This window comes from Sulfitobacter sp. PR48 (assembly GCF_028807335.1).
GTDB lineage: Bacteria > Pseudomonadota > Alphaproteobacteria > Rhodobacterales > Rhodobacteraceae > Sulfitobacter.
Map to the genome: position 1 here is coordinate 100,955 of NZ_JARAMM010000005.1, position 26,737 is coordinate 127,691.

The 26,737-nt window shown below is 62.4% G+C and carries 22 protein-coding genes; 17 read left to right on the plus strand and 5 right to left on the minus strand.

Translation table 11 applies throughout. The features are described from left to right. Window positions 1-80 precede the first annotated feature (80 nt). The 8 genes from PVW51_RS08350 (at window position 81) to PVW51_RS08385 (ending at window position 10,916) form a co-directional block, all read left to right on the plus strand. Entirely contained in the window at window positions 81-1,595 is a 1,515-nt protein-coding gene (locus tag PVW51_RS08350) for an ABC transporter substrate-binding protein (RefSeq protein ID WP_274574506.1), read from the plus strand. A gap of 69 nt (window positions 1,596-1,664) precedes the next feature. Then, on the plus strand, window positions 1,665-2,582 hold the full coding sequence (locus PVW51_RS08355) for an ABC transporter permease (RefSeq protein WP_274574507.1): 918 nt from the start codon (window positions 1,665-1,667) through the stop codon (window positions 2,580-2,582). 8 nt (window positions 2,583-2,590) lie between these two features. Continuing rightward, window positions 2,591-3,502, plus strand: coding sequence for an ABC transporter permease (locus tag PVW51_RS08360; RefSeq protein ID WP_269360639.1), 912 nt, complete (start codon window positions 2,591-2,593; stop codon window positions 3,500-3,502). Then, entirely contained in the window at window positions 3,502-5,139 is a 1,638-nt protein-coding gene (locus tag PVW51_RS08365) for an ABC transporter ATP-binding protein (RefSeq protein ID WP_274574508.1), read from the plus strand. The genes PVW51_RS08360 and PVW51_RS08365 overlap by 1 nt, the downstream gene beginning before the upstream one ends. Further along, window positions 5,136-6,725 carry a gamma-glutamyltransferase gene (locus PVW51_RS08370; RefSeq protein ID WP_274574510.1) on the plus strand — a complete coding sequence of 530 codons (1,590 nt, stop codon included), beginning with the start codon at window positions 5,136-5,138 and terminating at the stop codon, window positions 6,723-6,725. Before PVW51_RS08365 ends, PVW51_RS08370 begins: the two co-directional genes overlap by 4 nt. Continuing rightward, window positions 6,726-8,114: a M20 family metallopeptidase gene (locus PVW51_RS08375; RefSeq protein WP_274574511.1), complete on the plus strand. Its 1,389-nt coding sequence runs from the start codon at window positions 6,726-6,728 to the stop codon at window positions 8,112-8,114. A gap of 4 nt (window positions 8,115-8,118) precedes the next feature. Beyond that, a complete protein-coding gene (locus PVW51_RS08380) occupies window positions 8,119-9,429 on the plus strand; it encodes a D-serine ammonia-lyase (RefSeq protein ID WP_274574512.1) in 1,311 nt (436 codons plus the stop codon). Beyond that, window positions 9,426-10,916 carry an amidase gene (locus PVW51_RS08385; RefSeq protein WP_274574513.1) on the plus strand — a complete coding sequence of 497 codons (1,491 nt, stop codon included), beginning with the start codon at window positions 9,426-9,428 and terminating at the stop codon, window positions 10,914-10,916. The genes PVW51_RS08380 and PVW51_RS08385 overlap by 4 nt, the downstream gene beginning before the upstream one ends. Before the next feature lie 20 nt (window positions 10,917-10,936). On the opposite strand, the gene PVW51_RS08390 is transcribed toward PVW51_RS08385, so the two are convergent. Then, window positions 10,937-11,734, minus strand: a complete 798-nt coding sequence (locus tag PVW51_RS08390) for an IclR family transcriptional regulator domain-containing protein (protein WP_274574514.1) — start codon at window positions 11,732-11,734, stop codon at window positions 10,937-10,939. A gap of 61 nt (window positions 11,735-11,795) precedes the next feature. Between PVW51_RS08390 and PVW51_RS08395 the strand changes: the two genes are divergently transcribed. Together PVW51_RS08395 and PVW51_RS08400 are read left to right on the plus strand one after the other, a co-directional pair. Further along, complete coding sequence (locus PVW51_RS08395) at window positions 11,796-12,503, plus strand: 3-oxoacid CoA-transferase subunit A (protein WP_274574516.1); 708 nt, start codon at window positions 11,796-11,798, stop codon at window positions 12,501-12,503. Next, window positions 12,500-13,189, plus strand: a complete 690-nt coding sequence (locus PVW51_RS08400) for a 3-oxoacid CoA-transferase subunit B (RefSeq protein ID WP_274574518.1) — start codon at window positions 12,500-12,502, stop codon at window positions 13,187-13,189. Before PVW51_RS08395 ends, PVW51_RS08400 begins: the two co-directional genes overlap by 4 nt. A gap of 131 nt (window positions 13,190-13,320) precedes the next feature. On the opposite strand, the gene PVW51_RS08405 is transcribed toward PVW51_RS08400, so the two are convergent. After that, window positions 13,321-15,003 carry an amidohydrolase gene (locus tag PVW51_RS08405; RefSeq protein ID WP_274574519.1) on the minus strand — a complete coding sequence of 561 codons (1,683 nt, stop codon included), beginning with the start codon at window positions 15,001-15,003 and terminating at the stop codon, window positions 13,321-13,323. Continuing rightward, window positions 15,000-15,701 (minus strand): TetR/AcrR family transcriptional regulator, encoded by a 702-nt coding sequence (locus tag PVW51_RS08410; RefSeq protein WP_269360622.1) that lies wholly within the window; start codon window positions 15,699-15,701, stop codon window positions 15,000-15,002. Before PVW51_RS08410 ends, PVW51_RS08405 begins: the two co-directional genes overlap by 4 nt. Window positions 15,702-16,041: 340 nt before the next feature. Here PVW51_RS08410 and PVW51_RS08415 point away from each other — a divergent pair, with 340 nt between their 5' ends. Next, a complete protein-coding gene (locus PVW51_RS08415) occupies window positions 16,042-17,277 on the plus strand; it encodes a serine hydrolase domain-containing protein (RefSeq protein ID WP_274574520.1) in 1,236 nt (411 codons plus the stop codon). A gap of 73 nt (window positions 17,278-17,350) precedes the next feature. Here PVW51_RS08415 and PVW51_RS08420 read toward each other — a convergent pair whose 3' ends face one another. Then, the gene (locus tag PVW51_RS08420) at window positions 17,351-18,307 is read right to left on the minus strand and encodes a LysR family transcriptional regulator (RefSeq protein WP_274574521.1); all 957 of its coding nucleotides are present in this window, start codon (window positions 18,305-18,307) and stop codon (window positions 17,351-17,353) included. Window positions 18,308-18,409: 102 nt separating this feature from the next. Between PVW51_RS08420 and PVW51_RS08425 the strand changes: the two genes are divergently transcribed. From PVW51_RS08425 to PVW51_RS08440, 4 genes are all read left to right on the plus strand, one after another. Then, on the plus strand, window positions 18,410-18,850 hold the full coding sequence (locus PVW51_RS08425; RefSeq protein WP_274574522.1) for a tripartite tricarboxylate transporter TctB family protein: 441 nt from the start codon (window positions 18,410-18,412) through the stop codon (window positions 18,848-18,850). Between the two features lie 7 nt (window positions 18,851-18,857). Beyond that, entirely contained in the window at window positions 18,858-20,375 is a 1,518-nt protein-coding gene (locus tag PVW51_RS08430) for a tripartite tricarboxylate transporter permease (protein WP_269360615.1), read from the plus strand. 23 nt (window positions 20,376-20,398) lie between these two features. Continuing rightward, complete coding sequence (locus PVW51_RS08435) at window positions 20,399-21,355, plus strand: tripartite tricarboxylate transporter substrate binding protein (protein ID WP_274574523.1); 957 nt, start codon at window positions 20,399-20,401, stop codon at window positions 21,353-21,355. Window positions 21,356-21,435: 80 nt separating this feature from the next. Beyond that, a complete protein-coding gene (locus tag PVW51_RS08440) occupies window positions 21,436-22,644 on the plus strand; it encodes a CaiB/BaiF CoA transferase family protein (RefSeq protein WP_274574524.1) in 1,209 nt (402 codons plus the stop codon). Window positions 22,645-22,868: 224 nt separating this feature from the next. Here PVW51_RS08440 and PVW51_RS08445 read toward each other — a convergent pair whose 3' ends face one another. Continuing rightward, complete coding sequence (locus PVW51_RS08445) at window positions 22,869-23,669, minus strand: IclR family transcriptional regulator (RefSeq protein ID WP_274574525.1); 801 nt, start codon at window positions 23,667-23,669, stop codon at window positions 22,869-22,871. A gap of 177 nt (window positions 23,670-23,846) precedes the next feature. On the opposite strand from PVW51_RS08445, the gene PVW51_RS08450 reads away from it, so the two are divergent. Both PVW51_RS08450 and PVW51_RS08455 read left to right on the plus strand, forming a co-directional pair. Beyond that, window positions 23,847-25,166, plus strand: coding sequence for an aromatic ring-hydroxylating dioxygenase subunit alpha (locus tag PVW51_RS08450; protein WP_274574526.1), 1,320 nt, complete (start codon window positions 23,847-23,849; stop codon window positions 25,164-25,166). A 68-nt stretch (window positions 25,167-25,234) separates the two neighbouring features. Beyond that, entirely contained in the window at window positions 25,235-26,692 is a 1,458-nt protein-coding gene (locus PVW51_RS08455) for a glutamine synthetase family protein (protein ID WP_274574527.1), read from the plus strand. Window positions 26,693-26,737: the final 45 nt, after the last annotated feature.

Here is a 26,737-nt window from a genome sequence, read left to right on the forward strand (position 1 = left end):
CAATTACAATCAGCCGATGTTGTATACAAAAACAAGAATAAAAATACATCATCCCGAACAACGTAACAGCGAGGACTACCATGACATCGAAAAACCTGATGACCGGCACTGCGCTGAGCCTGTTGGCCGCCGCACCCGCATTTGCGGACAAGGCCGATGACACGCTGCGTGTGGCCTTCACCAAGGAACTGGAATCGGTCGACACCTATTACAATTCTGCGCGCGAAGGGATTCTGTTCACCCGTGGCGTCTGGGACGCCCTGTTGTTCCGTGATCCGATCTCGGGCGAAATCTCGGGCAACCTTGCGACCGAATGGACCTGGATTGACGATGTCACCGTCGAATTCAAACTGCGTGAGGGCGTGACCTTTCACAACGGCGAGGTCTTCAACGCCGACGATGTGGTCCACACAGTCAATTTTGTCACCAACCCGGAAAACGGCGTCAAGGTGATGACCAACGTCAGCTGGATGAAGAGCGCGGAGAAGGTTGACGATAATACCGTCCGCATCATTCTGAATGCGCCCTTCCCGCCGGCCGAAGAATATCTGGCAAGCGTTGTGGTCATGTATCCCGACGAATATTACGCCGAAGTTGGCCCGACCGGCATGAACACCAATCCCGTGGGCACCGGCCCCTACAAGGTCGACAAGGTCGAAGCAGGCAAACTCTATGAGCTGAGCCTGAACGAAAACTATCACGACAGCCCCAAAGGCAAGGGCAAGATCGGCAAGATCGAGGTCAAGACGATCCCCGACATGAACACCCAAGTGGCGGAGCTGTTCAACGGCGGTCTGGATTTCCTGTGGAACGTCCCCGCCGATCAGGCAGAGAAACTGGCCGAGATGGATGACCGTTTTGACGTGGTCAACGCGCAGGCGATGCGCATCGGCTATATCACGATGGACGCCCAGGGCGCTGTCGACCCAGATGGCCCGATGACCAAGAAAGCGGTCCGTCAGGCGATCTATCACGCCATCGACCGTCAGGCGATTGTCGATGCGCTGGTCAAAGGTTCCTCCGAAATCGTGAATGCAGGCTGCGCACCGATCCAGTTCGGTTGCGACCTTACCGTCAAGTCCTATGACTATGACCCGGAGAAGGCCAAGGCGCTGCTGGCCGAAGCAGGTTATCCCGATGGTTTCGAGATCGACTTCTACGCCTACCGCGACCGGCCCTATGCCGAAGCGCTCATGGGCTTTCTGAATGCGGTCGGGATCAAGACCAACTTCAACTACCTGCAATACGCCGCCCTGCGCGAGAAACGCACAAAGGACGAGGTGCCGATTTCCTTCCAGACATGGGGTTCCTATTCGCTGCCCGACGTCTCGGCGATCACCGGTGAATTCTTTACCGGCGGCGAGCTGGACGATGCGCATGACCCGGAAATCATCGAATGGGTGAAAGAAGCAGGTTCCATCACCGACCGTGCCAGGCGTGAAGAGCTCTACAGCAAGGCACATGCCAAGATCGCCGAAGAGGCCTATTGGGTGCCGCTGTGGACCTACAACGTGAACTATGTGCTCAGCAAAGAGCTGGACTACACACCCACAGACGACGAAGTCATCCGTTTCGCGGATTTCGCCTGGAAATAACCTTTGACGGGCCGCGCGGCATCTTTTGCGCGGCCCGTGCCTGTTTCTTTGCCCGGAAGGTGACGCACGATGGCCGTCTACATACTCAAACGTTTCGGTCTTGCCCTCTTGGTGGCCCTGACCGTTTCATTCATCAGTTTCAGCCTGTTGTTCATGGCAGGCGATCCGGCTGTTGCCATTGCGGGCGAGAACGCCACTTCGGAAGATATCGCGCTGGTCAACGCACGTTACGGCTTTGACCGGCCGATGATCGTGCAATACGGCGACTGGCTGGGCTCGGCCGTGACAGGTGACCTGGGACGTTCGTGGTATTTCGACATGTCAGTGACCGAGCTGATCGCCGACCGCCTGACCGTCACCATGAAGCTGGGCCTCTTTGCCATCACGCTTGCGCTGGCGGTGGCGATCCCGCTGGGCGTGGCGGCGGCGGCCAATCCGAATTCGATAATCGACCGCTTTGCGCTGTTTCTGTCCGTGGTCGGTCAGGCCATCCCGTCCTTCTGGTTCGGCCTGATCCTGATTGTCATCTTCTCGATCAAGATGCGCCTCCTGCCTGCTTCGGGCAATGAGACCTGGCAGCATTTTGTCCTGCCCACCGTCGTGCTGGGCTATTACGCCACCCCTGCCATCATGCGTCTGACGCGGGCGGGGATGATGGAAGTGCTGTCCTCCGACTATATCCGCACCGCGCGGGCCAAGGGGCTGCGCACCCGCAAGGTGATGTTCAAACACGCCCTGCGCAATGCGATCATTCCCGTGGTCAGCCTGGCGGCGGTCCAGATGGGATTCATGCTGGGCGGCTCGATCGTGGTCGAAACCGTCTTTGCCCTGCATGGGGCCGGCTATCTGGCCTGGGAATCCATCGCCCGCAACGACCTGCCGACCATGCAGGCGCTGATCCTGATTTTTTCCACCTTCTATATTCTGTTCACCTTCCTGGCTGACGTTCTGAACGCATGGCTGGATCCACGGCTGCGCGTGGGCTGAGGATAGACATGACCGATACAACCACACCCACCGACCAGCCCCTGCAGGCCCCCCGCAACAAGCCACTGACACCCGGACAGGCGATGCGCCGACGCGCCCTGCGCCACAAGGGCCTGATGTTCGGTGCCGTTGTCATGCTGATTGTCCTGTGCGTAGCAATCTTTGCCCCGCTGCTGACCCAATATGACCCTTACCAGCAAAGCCTGCTGGCGCGAATGAAACCTCCGGTCTTTCTGGGTGGCACATCCGAACACTGGCTGGGCACCGACGGGCTGGGCCGCGATTTCTGGGCACGGCTGGCCTATGGCGCGCGTATCTCGCTGATGATCGGCATTCTGGCCGCTGTCATCTCGGGCATCATCGGCTCGACTCTGGGCATTCTGGCCGGCTATTTCGGCGGCAAGGTCGACATGGTCGTGACCTTCCTGATCAACGTGCGGCTGGCCATGCCCGTCGTGCTGGTGGCGCTGGCCGTCGTGGCACTGTTCGGCGGCTCGCTGGTTGTCGTCGTCTCGGTTCTGGGTCTGCTGCTGTGGGACCGCTTTGCCGTGGTGCTGCGCTCGGCCACGATGCAGGTGCGCGAACAGGAATATGTCGCCGCCGCCGAAGTGCTGGGTGCATCCTTGCCGCGCATCCTGTTCAAGGACATCCTGCCCAATGTCATGAACCACCTGATCGTGATCTTCACGCTGGAAATGGCCCATGCCATCATCCTTGAGGCGGCGCTGTCCTTCCTCGGGCTTGGCGTGCAACCGCCCACCCCCTCCTGGGGCCTGATGATTTCCGAAGGCAAGGACATGCTGCTGTTCGAACCCTGGCTGATCACCATTCCCGGCGTGGCCCTGTTCTTTCTTGTTCTTGCCATCAACATGCTGGGCGATGGCCTGCGCGATGTCACCGCACCGGAGGGGCGCAACTGATGACCGATCCTATCCTGTCCATCCAGAACCTGACCGTTGACCTGCCCAAGGCCGCCGACCGCGCCCATGCCGTCGAAAACCTGTCCTTGCAGGTCATGCCCAAGGAAATTGTCTGTATCGTGGGCGAAAGCGGCTCGGGCAAGTCGATCACCGCCTTCACCACCATGGGCCTGCTTCCGAAGGCGCTGTCGCCCTCGCAGGGCGAGATCCGCTTTGACGGGCACGACCTGCTGAAACTGTCCAAGCGCGCGCACAGCGACCTGCGGGGCCGTCGCATGGCAATGATTTTTCAGGAGCCCATGTCGGCCCTGAACCCCTGCTATTCCGTGGGCGACCAGATCGAAGAGATGTTCCAGCAGCACACCGATCTGGGTGCCGCCGAACGCAAGGCGCGCACGATCAGGCTGCTGGAAGAGGTGCACCTGCCCGACCCGCCGCGCATTTACAACTCTTACCCGCATCAGCTGTCGGGCGGCCAGCGCCAGCGCATCGTGATCGCCATGGCTCTGGCCCTGGACCCTGCGCTGCTGATCGCGGACGAACCGACAACCGCGCTGGACCTGTCGACGCAGCAGCAGATCCTGCATCTGTTCAAGGAGCTGCGCGAAAAGCATGACGCGGGGATCATGTTCGTCACCCACGACTTTGACGTGGTGGCCGAGATTGCCGACCGCGTCGTGGTGATGCAGCATGGGCGTATCGTCGAACAGGGCACCGCCGAAGAGGTCCTGAACCGCCCGCAACACCCCTACACCCGCCTGCTGATCGACGCGGTGCCGCGCCGCACCCGCGATGTGCCCGCACCGATCACCAGCCACGAAGTGCTGAAGGTGTCGAACCTGAACAAGACCTATCACGTCGCCGGCGGCATGTTCCGGGCCGCGCGTACCGTTCATGCCTGCAAGGACGTGAACTTTACCGTCCATCAGGGCGAAACCCTGGGCATCGTGGGCGAAAGCGGCTCGGGCAAGTCGACGCTGGTCAAATGCCTTATCCGTCTGGAAGACCCCGAAAGCGGTGTGGTCTCGGTTGAAGGCAAGGATATCGCGCTGATGTCGCGCCACGACCTGCACCCCTATCGCAAGCACATCCAGATCGTGTTTCAGGACCCCTACGGCTCACTCAACCCGCGCCGGACCATTGGCGATCAACTGGTCGAGGGGCCGGTGAACTTTGGCGAGAACCGCGCGAAGGCCATGGAACGCGCCCGCGAGCTGATGAAGATCGTGCGGCTCGATCCCGAGGTGCTGAACCGCTATCCCAACCAGTTCTCGGGCGGCCAACGCCAGCGGATTTGTATCGCCCGCGCCCTGATGGTCGAACCGAAAATCCTGATCGCGGATGAAGCGGTGTCGGCGCTGGACGTTTCAGTGCAAAAAGAGGTGCTGAAACTGCTGAACGAAATCCGCGACCGGATGGGGCTGACGGTCCTGTTCATCACCCACGACCTGCGCGTCGCGGCACAGGTTTGTGACACGCTGATCGTCATGCAGCAGGGCGATGTGGTGGAACGCGGCACCGTGGAAGAGGTCTTTGGCGCGCCATCGCACCCCTACACCAGGATGCTGCTGGATGCGCAGCCGGGCAAACATTGGGATGTGCCCGACATCGCAACCCTGCCCCCGGCTATCGCATGAGCGGATCATTTTCGCGCAGCCAGCAGACCCGCAAGCCGGGTGTCACCGCCACCTCGGGCGGTGTCGTCGCAGCCCAGCATGTGGTCGCCGCCGAAGTCGGGGCCGAAGTCCTCGCCGCAGGCGGTGACGCGGTCGACGCCGCCGTCGCCGTAAGCTTTGCCATTGGCGTGGTCGAACCGTGGATGTCCGGCCCCATGGGCGGCGGTGCCATGATGCTGTGGCGCGAAGACGAAGGTCGCGCCCATGCGCTGAACTATGGCATGCGGTCCTCCGCCACGCTGGACGTGTCACACTATCCGCTGTCGGGTGCCGGCAAGGCATCGGACCTGTTCCCATGGGAAGCCGTGGTCGAGGACCGCAACGTCACCGGTGCCACCTCGGTCGCCGTGCCCGGCACGATGGCGGGCATTTCCGCCGCACACGGCCGCTTTGGCCGGATGCCGTGGGACACGCTGCTGGCCCCCGCAGTCGATCTGGCCAAACGCGGCTTGCACGTGGATTGGTACGCGGCCCTCATCATCGCCTCCAGCGCCCGCGATCTGGCGTTGGACCCGGACGCGGCGGCGCTGTATCTGGACGATGGCCAATGGCCCAAAGGCTCCGGCTGGACCGCGCTGGCCGATCAGCGGCTGGACCAAAGCAAGATGGCCGAAACGCTGGAACAGCTTGCCCGCGAAGGCGAAGCGGCCTTCTATCGCGGCGACATCGCTGCGGCGCTTGTGCGTGACGTGACCGACAAGGGCGGCTTCCTGTCGATGGACGACATGCGCGACTACAACGCCAGATGGTCCGATCCGCTGGCGATCCCCTTCCGCGATGGCACCATCCACGCCATGCCGGGCCTGACCGCCGGCCCCACGCTAGCGGACGCCCTGACCCGCTGGCAGGATGGCTATGAGGCCGCCGACGCCGACAGCCCCGCCGCCTATGTCGCCCGCGCCAACGGGCTGCGTGCAGCCTATGCCGAACGGCTGACCAATATGGGCGACCACGAAAGCGCCAAGGCCCCCGGTTGCACCACGCATTTTTCCATCGTGGACAGCGCGGGCAACATGGTGGCGATGACACAAACGCTGCTGTCGATCTTCGGCTCCAAGGTGGTGTCGCCCTCGACCGGCCTGAGCCTGAACAACGGCATCATGTGGTTCGACCCCGAGCCGGGCAAGCCCAACTCTCTGGGTCCCGACAAAGCCTGTCTGATGAACGTCTGCCCCGTCGTCGGCGAAACCCCCACCCGCCGCTTTGCGCTGGGGGCCTCGGGCGGCCGCAAGATCATGCCCGCCGTGGCGCAGATCAGCGGCCACCTGATGGAACAGGGCATGTCGATGCAGGACGCCATCGAAGCGCCGCGCATCGACGCCTCGGGCGGTGCGCAGGTTGTGGCAGACGAACGCCTTGCCGGTCCCGTGGCCGACGCGCTGGCGGACAACTTCCCGCTGGCGCTGGCGCAACGGCTGCCCTTCCCCTTTGCCTTTGCCTGCCCCGCAGGGGTGATGCGCGAGGGCACCAGCAACTCCGGCACCACGGAAACCATGTCCCCCTGGGGCGATGGCGTGGCTGAACCTGAAACCAAAAAGGCCCCTTGAATGACCCTGCAAGACTCTGCCCGCGCCAATATCGAAACCTATTTCGACGATGGTGATTTCCAACGCGAGCTGGCCACGCTGGTGTCCCGCCCGACCGAAAGCCAGGATCCGCGCGGCAAGCCGCACCTGCACGCCTATCTGCACGACGACATGGCCCCGATGCTGGAAGCCATGGGATTCACCTGCCAGTTCCATGACAACCCCGTGCCCGACGGCCCGCCCATCCTGACCGCCGAGCGGATCGAGGATGCAAGCCTGCCCACGGTCCTGACCTATGGCCACGGCGACGTGGTGCGCGCGCAAGAGGGCCAGTGGCGCGAGGGGCTGACGCCGTTCGAGCTGATCGAGGAGGGCGACCGCCTGTACGGGCGGGGTGCCGCCGACAACAAGGTCCAGCACCTGATCAACCTGCGCGCGATGCAGGCTGTGCTGAAGGCGCAGGGCCATCTGGGCTTTAACGCCAAGATCATCATCGAAATGGGCGAAGAGGCCGGATCGCCGGGCCTGAAGGAATTCTGCACCGCCAACGCCGACCTGCTGAAGGCGGATGTGTTCATCGCGTCCGACGGCCCGCGCCTGCGCCCTGCCGCCCCAACGATCTTTACCGGATCGCGCGGCGGTGCCAGCTTTGACCTTGAGGTCAACCTGCGCGAGGGGGCCAACCACTCGGGCAACTTCGGCGGTCTGCTGGCCGACCCCGCGATGATCCTGTCGCACGCCTTGGCCAGCATCACCGACGCGCGCGGCCAGATCCGCGTGCCGGAGTGGCGCCCGACCAGCCTGACCCCCCGCATCCGCGAGGTGCTGGCCGCCCTGCCCGCCCATGACACCGGCATCGTCCTTGACGCCGATTGGGGTGAAGCGGACCTGACCCCCGCCGAACGCGTGTTCGGCTGGAACAGCTTTGCCATTCTGGCCATGACCGCAGGCGTGCCCGCCGCACCCGTCAACGCCATCGCCGGATCCGCCCGCGCCACTTGCCAGCTGCGGTTCGTGGTCGGCACCGAGGTTGACGACATCCTGCCCGCCCTGCGCCGCCATCTGGACCGCGAAGGGTTCGACAAGGTCAAGATCGTCGCGCACAGCCGCAACAATTTCCCCGCGACACGGCTGGACCCAGATCACCCGATGGTCCGCTTTGCCAGTGCGTCGATTGAAAAAAGCGTGGGCACAGCGCCGGACATCCTGCCCAACCTTGGCGGCTCGCTGCCCAACGATTGCTTTGCCGAGGTGCTGGGCCTGCCGACGATCTGGGTGCCGCATTCCTATGCGGGTTGCTCGCAGCACGCGCCCAACGAACATATCCTGAAATCCCTGTCGCATCAGGCGTTGGTGGCAATGACCGGGTTGTTCGCCGATCTGGCCGAACAAGGCCTGCCAAAGGATTGATCCGGTGCCCGTTGCCCCTCAGGACATGATCGCCCTGCGCGACACCCTGCGTGCGGGGCAGTCGGCCCTGTGGGTCAATCCCGCCTATGTGCCCGCCCCCGATCCCATGGCGCGCGCCGATCTGGACCAGGCCTGCGATGACTGGGCCATGCTGGCCCCGCTGTTGGCGCGCCTGTTCCCTGAATTGGAAGTCTCGGGCGGGCGCATCGCCTCGGACCTGATCGCGGCCCCTGCCGGAGCCTTTGGCGATCATGCAGGCACCCTGCTGATCAAGGGCGACCATGCCCTGCCGGTGGCCGGGTCCATCAAGGCACGCGGCGGTCTGTTTGAGGTGTTCATCTGCGCCGTCACACAGGCCCGCGCGGCTGGAATACTTGGCCCTGACGATCCCGTGACCCGTCTGGCCGACATGCGCGATTTCTTTGCGGCACGCACGATCGCGGTGGGTTCCACCGGCAATCTGGGTCTCAGTGTCGGCATCGCCGCCCGCGCGCTGGGGTATGCCTGTGTCGTGCATATGTCGAGCGACGCGAAACCGTGGAAGGTCGACCGCCTGCGCAAGCTGGGGGTCGAGGTGGTGCTGCACAGGGCGGATTACTCCACCGCCGTTGCCGCCGCGCGCGATGCCACTGCGGACGATCCCGACAGCTATTTTGTCGATGACGAATCCTCGGAACTGCTGTTTCGCGGTTACAGCGCGGCGGCGGCGGAACTGGCCGCGCAACTGGATGCGATGGGCATCACAATCAGCCCCGACCGCCCGCTGTGCCTCTACCTGCCCTGCGGCATCGGCGGCGCGCCGGGTGGCATCGCCTATGGCGCGCGGGCGGTGTTCGGCCCCCATGCCCACAGCTTTTTCGTCGAGCCGCAGCAATCCGCCTCGGCCCTGTGCCAGATGGCATTCGACGCGCCATCGGTCCACGATCTGGGCCTCAGCAACCGGACCGAGGCCGACGGCATGGCCGTGGCCACCCTGTCGCCGCTGGTGCGCGACCGGATGCACAACCGCCTGGCGGGTGTCTGCACCGTGGGCGACGCGGACATGCTGCGCTGGGTCGCAGCGGGCCATGCCCAGGGGCTGCAATTCGAACCCTCGGCCACCGCCGGTTTTGCCGGGCCGTACCATCTGATGAACAGCGCTGCGGGCAAGGCGTTCCGCGCGCAGCACATGGCCCATGTCGCGCCCGAAAACATCACCCACGTCGTCTGGGCCACCGGAGGCCTGTTCGTACCCGACGCTGCCCACCGCGCCTTTCTGGAGGCTGCTGCCGCTTTGCCTGCCGCCTATGACCTGCCACAGGAGATCACCCCATGACCAACCCCGCCAGCCTTGGCGCCATCGAAGCCCGCCAACTGATCGCGCGCAAACAATTGTCGCCGGTCGAGCTGGCCGAGGCCTGCATCGCGCGGGTCGAGACGCTGGACCATGCGGTGAACGCCCTGATCGCACGCGACTTTGACGGGATGCTGGGCGGGGCGAAAAAGGCGGAAACCGCCGTGATGTCGGGTGCGCCGCTCGGGGCGCTGCACGGGCTGCCCTTTGCGGTGAAGGACATGATCGACGTGGCGGGCCTGCCCACCACCTTCGGGTCCGAAGCCTTTGCCGACAACATCGCCACCGGTGACGACGCCATCGTTGCAGCGATGCGCGCAGCGGGTGGCTTGCCGATGGGCAAGACCAACACGCCGGAATGGAGTGCCGGTGCCAACACCCGCAACCGCGTCAACGGGGTGACCGCGAACCCCTACGACCTGACGCGCACCTGTGCCGGATCATCGGGCGGCTCGGCGGTGGCGCTGGCCTGCGAATACGCCCCTCTGGCCACAGGATCGGACACCGGCGGTAGCCTGCGCAACCCGGCGGCCTATTGCGGGGTTGTCGGCTACCGGCCCAGCCCCGGTGTGGTGCCGGGCAACAACCGTGCGGCGGGGCTGATCCCCATGCCCACTTCCGGCCCGATGGCGCGCAGCGTGGCCGATGCCGGGCTGATGCTGTCCGTGCTGGCACGCCCCGACCGCAACGATCCGTTCACCACCGTGATCGACGGACGCACCCCTTGGGATGCCGCTGGCTTTGCCAGCCTGCCGCGCCGTGATCTGACATCCCTGCGCATCGCGGTCACCGAAGATTACGGCTTTGCCCCCACCGAACGCATGATCCGCAACCACTTCCGCGCGATCCTGCCCAAGCTGGCACCCTTCATGGGTGACATCATCGAAGCCACCCCCGATTGCACCGACGCCGACCGCATCTTTTCGGTGCTGCGCGGGGTGCAGTTCCTTGGTGTCCATGCAAAGCTTTACGACGAAACCCCCAATCAGGTCGGCCCCAACGTCGCCGACAACGTCCGCGAAGGCCGCAGCTATTCCGCCGAGGACGTGGCACAGGCGATCTTTGCCCAAGGGCGCTATCACCGCGACTGGCAGGCCTTTTTCGAGACGCATGATTTCATCATCTCGCCCGCCGTCACCATCAGCCCGCGCCCGTGGCGCGAGCTCTACCCGACCGAAATCGACGGAACGCCCACCAAAAGCTATTATCACTGGCTGGCGATGGCCTATGCCTCCACCATTCCGGGGCATCCGTCGATCACCATTCCCTGCGGGATGGACGCGAACGGCATGCCCTTTGGTCTGCAAATCGTCGGGCGTCGTCACGACGATCTGGGTGTGCTGGCCGTCGCGGCTGAGCTGGAGGCGATCATAGCAGGCACCGATCTGGCCGTGCCTGCCCCCGACTTTGCCGCCCTGCGCGCCGCCCCGCCTCTGTCGCAGGCGGATGAATTCCTGACCTTCAACTGACCGGGTGCCAGGCGGCTGGCCTATTGCAAGACCCGCCGCAGCCCTGACTGGGCTTCCCGCAGCGGGGCGATAAAGCGTTCGGCCAATTCCGACGCGGGCGCATCTGAGGCCGCGATGCCAAGGTTCAGCGCCGCGACGACGCGGCCGCGAATGTCGTAAAGCGGCACGGCGATTGACCGCAGGCCGACTTCAACCTCCTGGTCGATCACCGAATAGCCCTGCGCGCGCACGACAGCCAGTTCCGCCATGATCGCATCAGGATCGGTGCGGCTGCGCATCGTGCGCGGTGCGAGGTCGGAAAGGTCGATCCATTTGCGTGCTTCCTCCTCGGGCAAAGCGCTGAGCAGCACCCGACCCATGGAGGTACAATGCGCAGGCAGGCGCGACCCCGGCATCAGCCCGATGGACATGATCCGGGTGGCCGCCGAACGGGCGATGTAGACGATTTCGGTCTCATCCAGGATCGACACCGAAGAGGATTGCCCGGTGCGCGCGGAAAGCTGATCTAGCCAGGGTTGCACGATTTGCGGCAGCGGCAGGGCTGCCAGCGCCCCCATCCCCAGCCGCAGAACACGCGGCGTGAGCTGGAAATATTTGCCATCGTATTCCGCGTATCCAAGTTCGGTGAGCGTCAGCAAACAGCGGCGGGCAGTCGCCCGGTCAAGCCCTGTCACGGCGGCTATTTCAGAAACGGATTGGCGCGGCGTCTCGGCCCGGAAGCATTCAAGCACGCGCAGCCCCTTGGCAAAGGAGGCGATGAAATCGGTTCTGTGCACCATGCGAACAAGTGATGGCAGCATGTGAACAAATGTCAACATGTGAACATTGAATCTGGTGCCGGTTCCGGTTCAGCGCGTATCAAAAGCCGAGGAGACATCAATGGACAAGACTTTCCCATCGCTTGCAGATGCTGTGTCGGTCATCCCGGACGGGGCGACCGTGATGATCGGCGGTTTTGGCGGCTCAGGCGCGCCAATCGAGTTGATCCACGCGTTGATCGACCAGGGCGCGCGGCATCTGACGGTAATCAACAACAATGCGGGTAACGGCCATGTCGGCCTTGCGGCACTGATCGAACAGGGCCGTGTCGACAAATTGATCTGTTCCTTTCCGCGCTCGGCTGACCCCACCGTCTTTGCCGAAGCCTACAAGGCGGGGCGGATCGAGCTTGAGATTGTGCCGCAGGGCACCCTGGCAGAGCGGATCAGGGCAGGTGGTGCGGGCATACCCGCATTCTACACGCCCACGGCCTTTGGCACCCAGGTGGCGGAAGGCAAGCCGACAGAGGTTTTTGAAGGCCGGTCCTATGTGCGTGAGCGCTGGCTCAAGGCGGATTTTGCCCTGATCAAGGGCGAGCTGGGTGACCAGCATGGCAATATGACCTACCGGATGGCGGCGCGGAACTTCAATCCGATCATGGCGACGGCAGCCACAACCACCATTGCTCAGGTATCGCGGATCGTGCCGCCGGGCGGGATCGACCCGGAACATGTCGTCACGCCGGGCATCTTCGTTCGCCGACTTGTCGAGGTATCCGCGCCCGCACAGGAAGAAGAGCTTAACCGGGCGGAGGCCGTCTATCCATGACCGAAGTTTCCCACGCAAAGCTGAGCAATGCCCAGATCGCATGGCGCGCCGCGCAGGACATCGAGGACGGTGCCTATGTCAATCTCGGGATCGGATTTCCCGAAATGGTCGCGCAGTTCCAGCCTCCCGGACGGCAGGCCATCTTTCATACCGAGAATGGCATCCTTGACTTTGGTGCCGCCCCGGCCCGCGGTGAGGAAGACTGGGACCTGATCAATGCGGGAAAAAAGGCCGTCACACTGAAGCCGGGGACCGCCTTCTTTCACCATGCCGACAGTTTCGCGATGGTGCGGGGCGGGCATCTGGATGTTGCAATCCTTGGTGCTTACGAGGTTGCGCAGAACGGCGACCTGGCGAACTGGTCCACCGGCAGGGGCGGCATTCCGGCCGTTGGCGGTGCCATGGATCTGGTACAAAGCGCAAAGCGCGTTGCGGTGCTGACCGACCATGTGACCAAGGACGGTTTGCCCAAGCTGGTGTCTGAATGCACCCTTCCCCTGACCGGCGTTGCCTGCGTGACGCGGATTTACACCTCTCTTGCGGTGGTGGATGTGGTCGACGGGCGCTTTGTCCTGCGGGAGAAAGTGCCCGCCGTGACCCTGGAAGAGCTGCAGGCCGTCACCGGTGCGCCGCTGCATATCGACGGCGCTGTCGTTGACCTGATCTGCCCTGACGAACCAGCCTAAAGCGCCCCGCCTTAAACTTGAATCGCCGATACCCTACCGCGCTTCGCGCTCTCGGGACATAGGCGATACTGAGTGTATCAGGTTAAAGGCGGGACGCTCCAGCCTCGGGATGAGGCGCGGCATTCAGCCAGTTACGCCCCTGGCCCCTGCGTCGCCTCAAAGGTGATCTGGCCATCGCAGATGGTCATCACCGGCCCGAGCCCAGGTATCTCTTTCGGGTCTGTTGCCGCGATATCGCCGCCAAGTATCACCAGATCGGCGAGCATCCCGGTGCAGATCCGCCCGGTGCGGTCATCCATGTGACCTGCAAATGCACCGCGCCAGGTAAAACCTTCGAGCACTTGCATGAGCGGTACGCGCTGATCCGGAACGCCGGGGTGGAAGGGTTCGCGCGTGAGCGCTGCCGAAATCCCGACCAGCGGTTCCACGCGCACCACGGGCCAGTCCGAGGAAAAGGCATAATCGGCACCCGTTTCGATAACGTCGCGCCAGGCATAGGCAAAGGGCAAGCGGGCCTCGCCGATAACGGAAACAGCCGGTTCAAGGGGCAGACCCATCACCCCCGGCACGTGCAACGGCTGCATGGAGGCTATGACGCCAAGTTCGCGAAACCGGGGCAAATCCTCGGGATGGACCACTTCGAGGTGTTCGATCCTGTGGCGCGCGTCGCGCTTGCCGTTGGCTTCCTGTGCGGCCTGGACACCGTCAAGAACGATCCGCACAGCGCCATCCCCGATGGCATGTACGCTGATCTGCAGGCCGCGCGCATCAATGTCGATGGCAGCCTTGTTGAAATGCGCCGCTTCAAAGATCGGCTCACCACGGTGACCGGGCTGGTTCGCATACTCATCCACAAGCACCCCGGTGCCGCTTTCCAGTACACCGTCGCAGAAAATCTTCACCCGGCCGGATTTCAGCTTGTCGCTGTTGAAATCGGCTGCAAGGCGGCTCGCCTCGTCGAGCGAGGACAAAGGTTTCTCACGCGTGAGGTGAAAGGGCACTTCAACACGGACCGTCAGTTCCCCGGCATCCTCGATCTCTTTCAACAGCTCAAGAAGATATCGGTTTCCGTCCATGTTATGGATCGACGTAATCCCTTGCGCCGCACAAAAGGCCAGACCTTCCTTCAGCACCGCAATGTCCTGCGCGCGTTCTTCGGGCGTTGGCGGCGTTTCCGGCTCCAGCCCGTAGTTGCCCAGCATCTCGCGCCCGCCGCTGGTCCGCAGGGCACGCACCGGTCCGATGGCATTCTTTTCGCGCAGCTCTCCGGTGGCCATGCCGTCAGGGCCCACCACCACTTCGCTGCCCGCCCCGACATCGCGGCCCCGGGAGAGTCCTGCCTGCTCCAGCGCGGCGCTGTTGGCCCAGCCGGTGTGAAAGTCAAAGGACAAGACAAGAACCGGGCGGTCGCGAACCATCTCGTCGATCAATTGCCGGGGATCCTTGCCGTGACCGGCAAGAAGCTCGTAGGTCGTGCCCTGCGCGACGAGCAATCCTTCGTCGGGATTGTCGGCAGCAAACTGGCGCAAGGCGGTTTTCGCGGCTTCAAGATCGTCGATTTCAGACATTTGCAGGAACCGCCTGCCATAGGCCGCGCTGAAAAGATGCAGGTGCGATTCCACAAAGCCGGGCAATACCGTCGCGCCGTCAGCATCGATCACGCGGGTCTTTGGCCCGATCAGATCAGCCGTGTCTTCATGGCGCCCCACTGCCGCGATCTTGTTGCCCAGTAGGGCCATTGATTGCGCGGTCGGCGCGCGCTCGTCCATGGTCAGGATCTGCGCGTTCCTGATGACAATATCTGCCTGGGTCATGTGGGGTCGCCGATTGTTGTTTTCAAAGTTGGCTCCGCGAGAAAATCAGGTGCAAATATCATTCTGCACAACGGCTCCAGCCGCTGTGTCAGCGCGATGCGGTGATCCGCGATTGTCATGTCTTCTGATTTGATCAGGTCGAAGAAGGCCCCGCCCCAGATGTCGTAGAGGATCTGCACTAGATGATCGACATCCGCCGGATTTCCGTCGTGCAGCGTAAGGTCGTAAGAGGAGAGCACCTGCCGCAACGCGGACATCAACTCGGTGTTCACGATCTGGTAGGATTGCGCCAGCTCCGTTGTCGGATAGCGGATCGTGTCAGCCTCGGCATAGCGCCAGATGCGTTTGCTGGCGATGCGCAATGTACCCTCCGCGAACTCGGAAAAGATGGTGACGAGCAGCGTGGCAAAGTCCAGATCCGTGCGCGGCACCAAGATCTTGCTGTGCTGACGTTCGCGGGCCGCGCCCTCGTGGATCAAGGCAATCAGGATGCCACCCTTGTTGCCGAAATAATTGAAGACGGTGGGCTGAGACACACCAACGGCCTCGGCGATGTCGGCCATTGTCGTTGCATCGACACCCTGGCTTGCAAACAGCCCTTGTGCCGCTTCGAGAATTTCCTCGCGGCGCCGGGCCTTCTTGCGGTCCCGCAGGCCTGGCGCGCCCTGCGCTGCCTCAATGCTTGTCGTTTGACCCATGGCATAAAGTCCTTCATGTGGTAAAAAATTTTATTGACTAAAATATTATTGTCAATACCAATTGGCCCACCTTAATTTGAACGGACGGAAACCGCGATGATCGAAACGCAGCCCCTTTCGGAAGCCTGTGCCGTGACCGCGCTTGCACGCATCGCGCTTAATTCTCTTGTCCCGATGGCACCTCGTCCGTGCCGGATGCGCAACTGGCAACCGCTGCCGCCTTTGCCGAGGCATCCAAACTGAGCCTGCCCAAAAAGCTTGTGGCGGCAGGGCCATCGTTGGCCCCCGCCTTCCCGCAGAGGCGAAAGAAATGAACCCCATGTCAAAAGGAATGAACACCATGTCCAAACTTCCCCGCCTGGCAGCAACGCTGTCTGTCACAACGGCCTGTGCCTGCCTTGGCTTTGCATCCTGGGCCCAGGATGCAGCCGATCCGGCGCGCTGGCTTTCGCCCACGATGATCAATGCCCGTGCCAGCATGTTCACGCCCACGCTGAACTATCTGACCTTTCAGCACATGGACCAGATGTTCGCGACCCGCACGGTTCCGGCAGGGTCCGAAACCTGGGAGCTGTCCGAAAACCCGATCTCGCTGGAAGGCAGCTACACCATCCTTGGCGAGACCTATGACCTTGAAGGCGCGCTTGAACAGACCCGGACCAATGCTTTGGTCGTGCTGAAGGATGGCGAGCTGGTCTATGAACGCTATCGCAACGGCAGCGGCCCGACGACGCGCTTCCTGACCTTCTCTGTCGCCAAGTCCTATACGTCGACGCTGATCGGCCTGGCCTTGCAGGATGGGCTGATCGAAAATCTTGACGATCCGGTCACCAAGTATCTGCCGGAAATGGCAGGCACCGGCTATGACGGCCCAAGTGTGCGCGATCTGTTGCGGATGCGGTCCGGTGTCGACTGGGAAGAGCGTTACGAGTTCGGCAGCGATACCCAGCTGACCAAGGTGCACGACAATGCGCTTGTCGCCTACAACTACCGCTGGTGTGATTACGCGGCGAATGAATCCGTCAAGGGCGCGACAGCGCCTGACGAACGCTTCAACTATGCCACGCTTGATACCAGCGTCCTGGGCTGCATCGTCGAGCGTGTCACCGGGCGGACGGGCGCCGAATACATGGCCGAAAAACTCTGGCAGCCGATGGGGGCGGAGTCTGACGCCTATTGGATCATGGATGGCCCTGATGACATCGGGCGTGAATTCTATGGGGCTGGCCTTGCTGTCACGGCAAGGGATCATGCGCGTTTCGGCCAGATGTTCCTGCAGGGTGGCATGGCCAATGGCACCCGTGTTCTTCCCGAAGCCTGGGTGACCGAGGCGACCGTGCCTGACGCCGGATATTCGCCAATCGAGGAAGGATCGCCACTTGGTTATCAGTACCAGTGGTGGACGGAAGCCGACAGCGACGTCTACATGGCGATGGGCCTGTTCCATCAATTCATCCGTGTCGATCCGAGCAACAAGATTGTCATCGTCAAGACAAGCTATACCGAAGCGCCGATTGGCAATGATGTGGAAAACGCAGAGCTTTTTGCGCAGATCACCGCGAAACTGACGCAATAAGGGGTTGGGGTCGGCCCCCTGCCGGCCCTCCCCTCCGCCTGACATTTGTGGCGGCGCGTTTCGCCGGGCGTTGCTACCCTTCGCTGCCCGCGATCCATGCCTTTGCCGCATCCAGCATCGCCTCGCGCAGGTCGGCGACTTCGGGCATTTGCCGCAGCTCCGCCGTGGTCGCAAAGCCGATGTGGATCGACGGCAGCGCGAGGTCTGCCACCTCCAGCACCTTGAAATCCCGCGCATTGGCATGTTCGTTCAGCGCCACCCGCGGCACGCAGGTCAACATCCCCAGGGCCAGCGCCAGGTTGATCAACCCGTTCGGGTCCGCCGACACCTCCACCGCCGCCGTCAGATCCGGGGCACCTGTGCTGCGCATCGCCGATTCCAGCACGATCCGGTTGTTCGACTCCCGCGAGGGCATGGCCCAGGGCCAGCCAACCAGATCCCGCGCCCTGGGCGTGTCCAGCCGGGCAACCGGATGGCCGGTCGGACAGATCAGGATCAGGTCCGTTTCCAGCAAGGGATCATAGGTCAGCAGCCGCGCGATGCGGGTCGGCACCTGATCCCAGTCCAGCCGCCCGACATAGCAATCCAGATTGCCCTCGCTCAGCGCCTCGACCATATCGCCGACCAGGCCGGTCTTGAGCTGGAACCGGGTTTCGCTCTGGCCCACGTTCAACCGGCGTAGCGCTTCGGGGATGATGTTGTACATCAGTGCCGAATTCGTGCCGATCCGTAGCGAAAGCGTCTGCCCCGCGTCCAACTCGCGCACAAGCTGGTCCAATGTCGCCAGCCCCGACCGCGACCGCCGCAGCGCCAGCAGCCCGGTATCGGTCAGCACCACCCCCCGCACGGAACGTTCGACCAGCGGCACGCCCATGGCAAATTCGAGATCCTTCAACATCTGCGAGACTGCGGGCTGCGTCAGGTTCAGTTCCGCCGCCGCCGACCGCAGCGAACCGTGTTCATCAATCAGCTGCAACAGCCTCAGATGCCGCAGGCGCAGTCTTTCGTAATGAAGGGGTGAATGAGCCATCAGTAAAAGTTATCATATTCCAAGAAAGTTTAGAGTACTTCTTTCATCGGCAAGTGGATAGCCTTTGCGAACATTCGCGGAATGTGAACTCTGGGAGGGGCCATGAAACGCGCAAACGCCATATCGGGCATCATTCTGTGCGTGTTCTCGCTTGTCATGCTGGCTTTTGTCATTCCGGGCCAGATCAGCACCGGGCCATCCGGCATGATGTCACCCCGGCTGGTGCCGCAGATGACGATGATCGGCATATTTGGGCTCTCCCTTCTGATGGTGCTGGGCAACCTGCGCGGGGGCGAGGATGACCATCCGCCGCCCTTCTCGCGCAAGGAGTTGCTGGCGCTTTTGCGGATCTCGGCAGTCTTTGCCATAGCGATTGTACTCTATGAATTCTTCGGCGCGCTGATCGGCGCCTCTTCCCTCGTGATCTTAGGGCTTCTTGCATTGGGCGAACGCCGCCCGCTGGTGATCCTGGCGCTGACCGTGGTGCTGCTGACCGGACTCTGGGCCTTGTTCTACAAGGTCCTCGGCACGGCGATCCTGTGAGGGTGCAATGGAATATCTGATCCTGGGCATCGGGGATGTGTTCGGCGGCACCACGCTGCTTTGGGTCGCTGTCGGTGTGACCCTCGGCTATGTGCTGGGTGCCATTCCGGGGCTGGGCAAGGCCATCGGCGTGGCGGTTTCGATCCCGCTGACCTTCTACCTCGAACCGGTCAGCGCATTGGGCCTGCTGATCGGCATCGCCAAGGGCAGCGCCGCAGGCAGTGCAGTCTCCGCCATCCTGCTCAACACGCCGGGCGAGCCTTCCTCCGCACCAACGGCCTTTGACGGCTATCCGCTTGCCCGGCAGGGCAAGGCGCAGAAGGCGCTGAAGATGGGCCTTTTCGCCTCGGTCATCGGTGATTTCGTCTCCACCATCATCCTGATCCTGCTGGCGGCCCCCCTCGCCCGCTATGCCTTGCTGATCGGCCCGGTGGAGCTTTGCGCCATCCTCGTGTTCTCCCTGGTCTTCATCGGCGGCCTCTCCGGCAATTCGCTCACCAAGGGTCTGATTGCTGCCTGTTTCGGCATCTTCTTTGCCACCGTGGGGCTGGAAACCGAAACCTTTGTTCCGCGCCTGACCTTCGGCTACCTCGAACTAGAAGACGGCATTTCCCTGGTGCCCATGGCCATCGGCATGCTGGCGGTTGCCGAAATGATCGTACAGGCCGGAAACCTCGACACGCTGGACCGCGAAACGGCTGAGTTGCGCGACAGCAGCGATCCCCGCGACCGCAGAGTGACCCGCGAGGAATGGCGCCGCTGTGCGCCGGTCATCGCGCGCGGCACCTTCATCGGTGCCGCGATCGGCATCCTGCCGGGCCTTGGTGCCAGCGTCGGCTCCTTCCTGTCCTACGGCGAAACCCGCCGCGTCTCTGCCACGCCGGAAAAATACGGCACCGGCATGATCGAAGGGGTCGCCGCCGCCGAAAGCGCGGACAATGCCGTGGTCCCCTCCAGCCTGATCCCGCTCTTTGCCCTGGGCATTCCCGGCAGCGTCATTGCCGCAATCCTGATCGCCGCCTTCATCCTGCACGGGCTGACCCCGGGCCCCCTGATGTTCCAGCAACAGCCCCGGATGGTTGCGGGGCTTTATGTCTCCATGCTCTGCGCCAGCGCCATCCTTCTGGTGATCGGCTTGCTGGGCCAGCGGCTGTTCTCGTTGATCGTGCATGTCCCGCTGCGGCTGGTGATCCCCGGTGTCCTGCTGTTCTGCTGTGTCGGATCCTACATGGAAACCGGCAGCATCTTCTCGATTTTCATCATGCTCGGCTTTGCCCTGATCGGCTTCGTGGCGCGCAAGCTCGACTTTTCCTTCGTCACATTCCTGATCGGCTTTGTCATCGGACCCAAGCTGGAGCTCAGCTTTCGGCAGTCCCTGCAACTGCTGAAACATGACGCGTCGAACCTGCTGGGCCACCCAATCGCGCTGGTCTTTCTGTTTGCGGCGCTTGTCTTTGTCGTCATGTCCGGCCGCTCCTCGGTCACGCGCCGGGTGCAAATGCCACCAACAACCCAGGAACACTGAAACTGAAAGGGAGGAAACCAACCATGAAATGCTTTGAAAGACGCGCGATACTCGGTCTTGCCGCGAGCCTGGCCATCGCCTCGGCGGGCCTGCTGCCCGACCTGGCCGCAGCGCAGGATTATCCGACGAAACCTGTCACCATGCTGGTGGGATACGGTGCGGGCGGCCAGACGGACCTTGTTGCACGCGGGGCGGCGCGGGTCCTTGCGGAACAGCTTGGCCAGCCCGTCAACGTGGTGAACAAACCCGGTGCCGGCGGCGCTGTCGCCGCGCGCGAACTGACGCAGGCGGCTCCCGATGGTTACACAATCCTGTTCCATTCCAACTCCGTCGTCAACTCCGCGCCCTTCATCATGGATCAGGTGAATTTCACACCGGATGACTTTGAATATGCCGGCATGATCACCGCCTATCAGACCGGGCTGGTCGCCCATGTCGACGCGCCCTTCGACGATCTGAAAGGCTTCATCGCCTGGGCCAGGGAAAACCCGCACTTCGCCTATGCGGCGCTCAGCCCCGAAGCGCGGATGTACATGGACACCCTGGCCGAAGCCAACGGGCTGGAACCGAATGCCGTCCCGGTGCAAAGCGGTGGCGAGATGATCACCGCCTTGCTGGGCAAGCAGGTGATCGCGGCCTTCTCCGGCGGGATCCACTACCGCTATCCTGATGAGCTCAAGACGATTTCGGCCACGACGACCTTCCGCCATCCTTCGGCACCCGATGTCGCCTCGATCGAGGAGGACGGTTATCCCATCGGCATGGACACGCGCACCACGCTGTTCCTGCCCAAGGGGACGCCGCGCGAGGTGCTGGAGAGGATCTCTGACGCGCTTTCCGCCGCCGCGGACGATGCCGACTTCAAGAAGGTCACGGACGGGGCAAACATCCCCATCATGTACATGAACCTCGATGAGGCGCGTGCGGAAATCGAAGCCACCTATGCAAAGCACAAGGGCATCCTGACCGACGGTTCCTGAGCCCGGTCGCACAGCGCCGCCCCGGGCCAAAGCCGGCCCGGGGCACCCGCAACACCCTCTCAAACAGCATCAGAGGCCTCATGTTTCAGCCACTCAAAGGATTGAAGGTCATCGACCTGAGCCAGGTACTTGCCGGACCCTATGCCACCTACCAGCTTGCGCTCATGGGGGCGGAAGTCATCAAGATCGAAAAACCCGGCGAAGGTGACTGGACCCGCGTGCTGGGCCCCTTCCCGGACCTGATCGCGCGGCGCATGGGGCTGGGCTACATGACCCAGAACGCAGACAAGAAATCCGTCGCCATCAATCTCAAGACTTCAGAAGGGATCGATTTGATGCGCGGGCTGATTGCGGGTGCCGACATCTTTGTCGAGAATTTCAAACCCGGTGTCGCGGAACGGCTGGGTTTGGGGTTCGAGGCGGTGCGCGAGATGCAGGACCAGATCGTCTATTGCTCGATCTCCGCCTATGGTCAGACCGGCCCGCTGAGCGAACGGCCCGCCTATGACCACATCATCCAGGGCATGTGCGGCATCATGAAGACCACCGGCACAAGGGGCAGCGGCCCCACCAAGGTCGGCGCACCCTATATTGATTATGCCACCGGGATGAACGCGGCCCTGGGCATCATAGCAGGCCTGCGCGAGGTGGAGCGGCTGAAAAAGGCCGTGCACATCGACGTCGCCATGCTCGACACCGCGCTGATGATGATGGCCTCCCTCGCGACGCAACACCTGTCTTCCGGCTGGTTGCCGGAGCAGAACGGAAACGAAGCCTGGAGCGCCAGCCCCTCCTCCGGTGCGTTTGAAACCTCCGACGGTATGCTGATGCTTGCCGCGAACAACGACCCCCAGTTCCATCTGCTGTGCGCCGCCCTGAACCGCAAAGATCTTTCATCCGACAGCCGCTATGCCAGCACCGCCGCGCGGGCGCGGAACAGCGGCCAGCTGCGCCGGGAGCTTGACGAAATCTTCCTCACCAGACCGGCCGCCGAATGGGAACTGCTGCTTGCCGAATGGAAGGTCCCCGCCGCCAGAGTCCGTGGCCTCGAAGAAGTCCTGGCCGAGGATCACATCCGGTCACGCGGCATCATCAGCAGCATGAACATCAAGGGCGACACAGATCACGAGGTCTTTGTGCCGGGGCTCAGCTTTCTGGCCAACGGGGTGGCGCAATCCCCGGTGAACATCCCCAGCGCGCTTGGCGCAGATACTGATGCTGTCCTGACGGGCCTGAACCTCAGCCCGGAAAAGCTGGCGGAATTGAGAAAGAGCGGCGTCATCGGGTGAAAGTGGCGACCCGGAACCGGCGCCCTCGGCTTGTTCCGGGCCCGGGCTGGCATCGACTGACAGCAGCTTAATTCCGCTACAGCGTTTCGGGATTAACTTGAAACATCCAACATCACTTTTCGCGTTCGACCGCAGGGAGAGGCAGCGAACAAGTGATTCAGGTATATCCCGAAGCGCTATAGCAGACACCCGCGGCATTCGACACATGTTCCGAGCTGCCCCGATCAGCTGGCAGAAAACAGCCGTGACCGGCCCAACTCCTGCGCGACCTGTTGCAACAGGCTGATCGTCTGCAACCGGTCATCCTCGCTGCGGATGCCAAGGGTCGACATCGACGTGCCGACCACGGCTTTCAAGGCATTCACCCCGCCAATGGGGGCTGCAAAACCTGTCACCCCCGGTTCGAACTCGTTCTCGACGATGGCATAGCCAACCGCCCTGCAGTGCTGCACCCGATTCAGAATTTCGGCGCGATCCATGGTGGTATCCGGCGCATATTGTTCAAACGGAAGGCTGCGGATCGTCTCCTCCGCCCGGTCCTGCGGCGCAAAGGCCAGTATCATCCGGCCAATGGCGGTGTGAAGCAATGGCAAGCGGCTGCCGACGGTGAACCCGAAGGAAACCGCATCCTCCTGCGCTGTCGACTGTGCAACATAGACCGCTGAATTGCCGTCGGGAATGGCAAGCGAAACCGTTTGCCCGATCCGGGTGGAATAGCGGTTCAACAGCGGCTGGATATGCGTGCCGAACTGATTGCCGCGCAGAAAACTGCCCGCAAGTATCAGCACCTGTGGCGACAGGGAAAAATGCCGCCCCTCCCGTTCGGCATAGCCCAGATGGACCAGCGTCAGGGTCAGCCGCCGCACCGACGCGCGGTCAAGCCCGGTCAGCTGCGCGATCTCGGCCAGCGTAAGCCTGGTATGGGTATCGTCAAAGGCTTTCAGGACGGCCATGCCCTTCACGAAGGTCGAGGAAATATCCCTGTCCGCAATCTCATGTTTCAATGGGTCTGGACGAAGGGTCACGGACGGCTCCTGGATTTCGCTTGGTTCTTTCAGATGACACATCCGTGGGCGCTATTAAACCAAAAGCCAAGATATCACCCAGGATGTCGCCATGAGGATTGTTAATGTAACATATGTGCGTTATTTAACCAAATGGAGCAAAGATACAACCAGCCGCCAATCTGAAGGAGACTTCCCATGATCAGCCAGGAACTGAACGAAACGCTCACAAGAACTGGCCCCGGGACAGAGGCGGGCGAGGTCATGCGCCGCTATTGGCAGCCTGCTGCGCTGACCGACGAACTGGCGGGCAAACGCCCGGTTGTGCCGGTCCGCCTGCTGGGTGAGGATCTGGTGCTGTTCCGTGACAGCGAAGGCGAACTTGGCCTGATCTCACGGGGCTGTCCGCACCGTGGGGCCGATCTTTGCTATGGTCGGCTGGAAGACAACGGATTGCGCTGCCCCTTCCATGGCTGGCACTTCAACCGCAATGGTCAATGCGTGGAACAGCCCGGTGAACCCGAAGGGTCGCGGATGCATGAACAGATCCGGACGACATCATATCCGGTGATCGAAAAGAACGGGATCATCTTTGCCTATATGGGGCCGGGCACGCCACCGGCCTTCCCGAATTTCGACTGTTTCCGCGCGCCGGAAAGTCACGTGTTTGCCTTCAAGGGTCTGTGGGAATGCAACTGGCTGCAGGCGATGGAGGTGGGCATCGACCCTGCGCATGCCTCTTTCCTGCACCGTTTCCTGCAGGACGAAGACCCCGCCGACAGCTATGGCAAGCAGTTCCGCGACATGGCCGCCAACACAGAGATCCCGATGACCAAGCTGCTGCGCGATTATCCGCGCCCCGACATCACGGTCGAGGAAACCGATTACGGCATGCGCATCATCGCCCTGCGCCACATGGAAGACGGCCGGACCCATGTGCGCATCACCAACCAGATCTTCCCCGAGGCGATCTCGATCCCCATGTCGCGGGAGATGATCATCACCCAGTGGCATGTGCCGGTGGATGACGAGACCTGCTATTGGTATTCGATGTTCACCAGCTTTGACAAACCCGTCGACAAGCAGAAGATGCGCGATCAGCGGCTCAGGGAACATCGGCTGCCCGACTATGCCCCGATCAAGAACAAGCGCAATGACTACGGTTTCGACCCCGAAGAGCAGGCCCGCGAAACCTATACCGGCATGGGGCTCGACATCAACGTGCACGATCAATGGGCGGTCGAAAGCCCCGGCCGGATCTTTGACCGGACCAGGGAACATCTGGGCAAGACCGATGTTGCCATCATCAAATACCGGCGCATGCTGCGCGCCGCGATCAGCAGCCTCAAGGATGGAAACACCGATGCGCTGCCCATGTGCAACGGCGTCGATGTCAGCAAGATCTACGGCCCGATCTCAAACGACACCATCGGCACGCGGGACAACTGGCAGGAAGTCTTCACACAAAGCGATGCCGAACGACGCGAGGCTTGCAAGGGATGGGATGCAAAGGTCTGATGGCCACAAGATGAATCGTACCGGTGGTTGACGCGCGGTTCCCTGATGCCGCCACCTGAAGGGCAGATATGAGCCAGTTACACGAAAAGATCGCCAGCGGCGCACTTGCCCGAATGGGTCTGCTTGACGAGGGTGCCATCGGCGCCGCCGCCGCGCTGGTGGAAAGGGTCAGCGGCTCCGATATCGAGACGGTGAGAGTGCTCTTTGCCGATCAGCACGGCATCCTGCGCGGCAAGACCCTCGTGGCCTCGGCCCTATCCTCGATCTTCACCTCCGGGGTTGCGATGCCCTCCACCCTTCTTCTGAAGGACACGTCGCACAAGACTGTCTTTCCGGTGTGGTCGGATGACCCCGACATTCCCGGGGGCATGACCGGTGCAGGCGATATCCTTTTGCTGCCCGACCCTGCCACGTATCGCGAGTTGCCGTGGTCGTCGAACTCCGCCTGGATCTTCTGCGATCCGCATGGAAAAGACGGCGCCACCCTGGATTTCTCGCCGCGTGACCTGCTCAAGCGTGCGATTGCGCGCCTGGCTGAGCAAAACATCGCGTTGGTTGTCGGGCTGGAGGTCGAATTTCAGATCTACGCGCAGATTGCGCAAAAGCTCGACCATGGCGATGCGACGATGCCCGGCCAGCCGCCTCAGACCCGCAACCTCACCCAGGGTTACCAGTTCCTGACCGAACAGCTTTATGACCTGGTGGAACCGGTGCTGGACGATCTGCGCCGCCATTGCCAGGCGCTCGGCCTGCCGGTGCGCTCGATGGAGATCGAAATGGGGCCCAGCCAGTTCGAATTCACCTTCGACCCGGCCGATCCGCTGACCCATGCGGACAATATGATGATGTTCCGCGCCATGGTGAAAGAGACCTGCGCGCGGCGTGGCCTGCACGCGACCTTCATGTGCAAGCCGAACCTCGCCAATGCCGCCGCCAGCGGATGGCATCTGCACCAGTCCCTTGTTGACATGACAACCGGAGAGAACCTGCTGGTGCCACCTGCCGCGGGGACGATCACCGACACGGCCAGTGGCTGGATTGCGGGCCTGCTGGAACACGCCCGCGCATCCTGCCTGCTCACCACGCCGACGGTGAACGGGTACAAACGCTACCGCCCGCATCAACTGGCCCCCGACCGCATCCAATGGGGCCGCGACAACCGTGGCGCTATGATCCGCGCCCTGATGGCACCCGGTGACCCCGCCTCGCGGATCGAGAACCGCGTGGCAGAGACAACGGCCAACCCCTATTATTTCTTTGCCAGCCAGATCCTGTCAGGCCTCGATGGTCTGAACCGCAATCTGCGCGCGCCCGACCCGGTGGAAACCCCCTATGACGGCCCGGCAACGCAACTGCCCGAAAGCCTGCTCAGCGCGATCCAGCATTTCGAAAACTCGTCCTTCTACCGTGAGGTGCTGGGCGATGCTTTTGTCGATTACCTCGCCTTTATCCGGCGGGCGGAATGGGACCGCTACCACCTGACCATCTCGGAATGGGAACAGGCCGAATATTTCGGGATCTACTGAAACGCCGTTGACGCGGGTCTGCCCGCTTTCCACCAGTTAACGGCA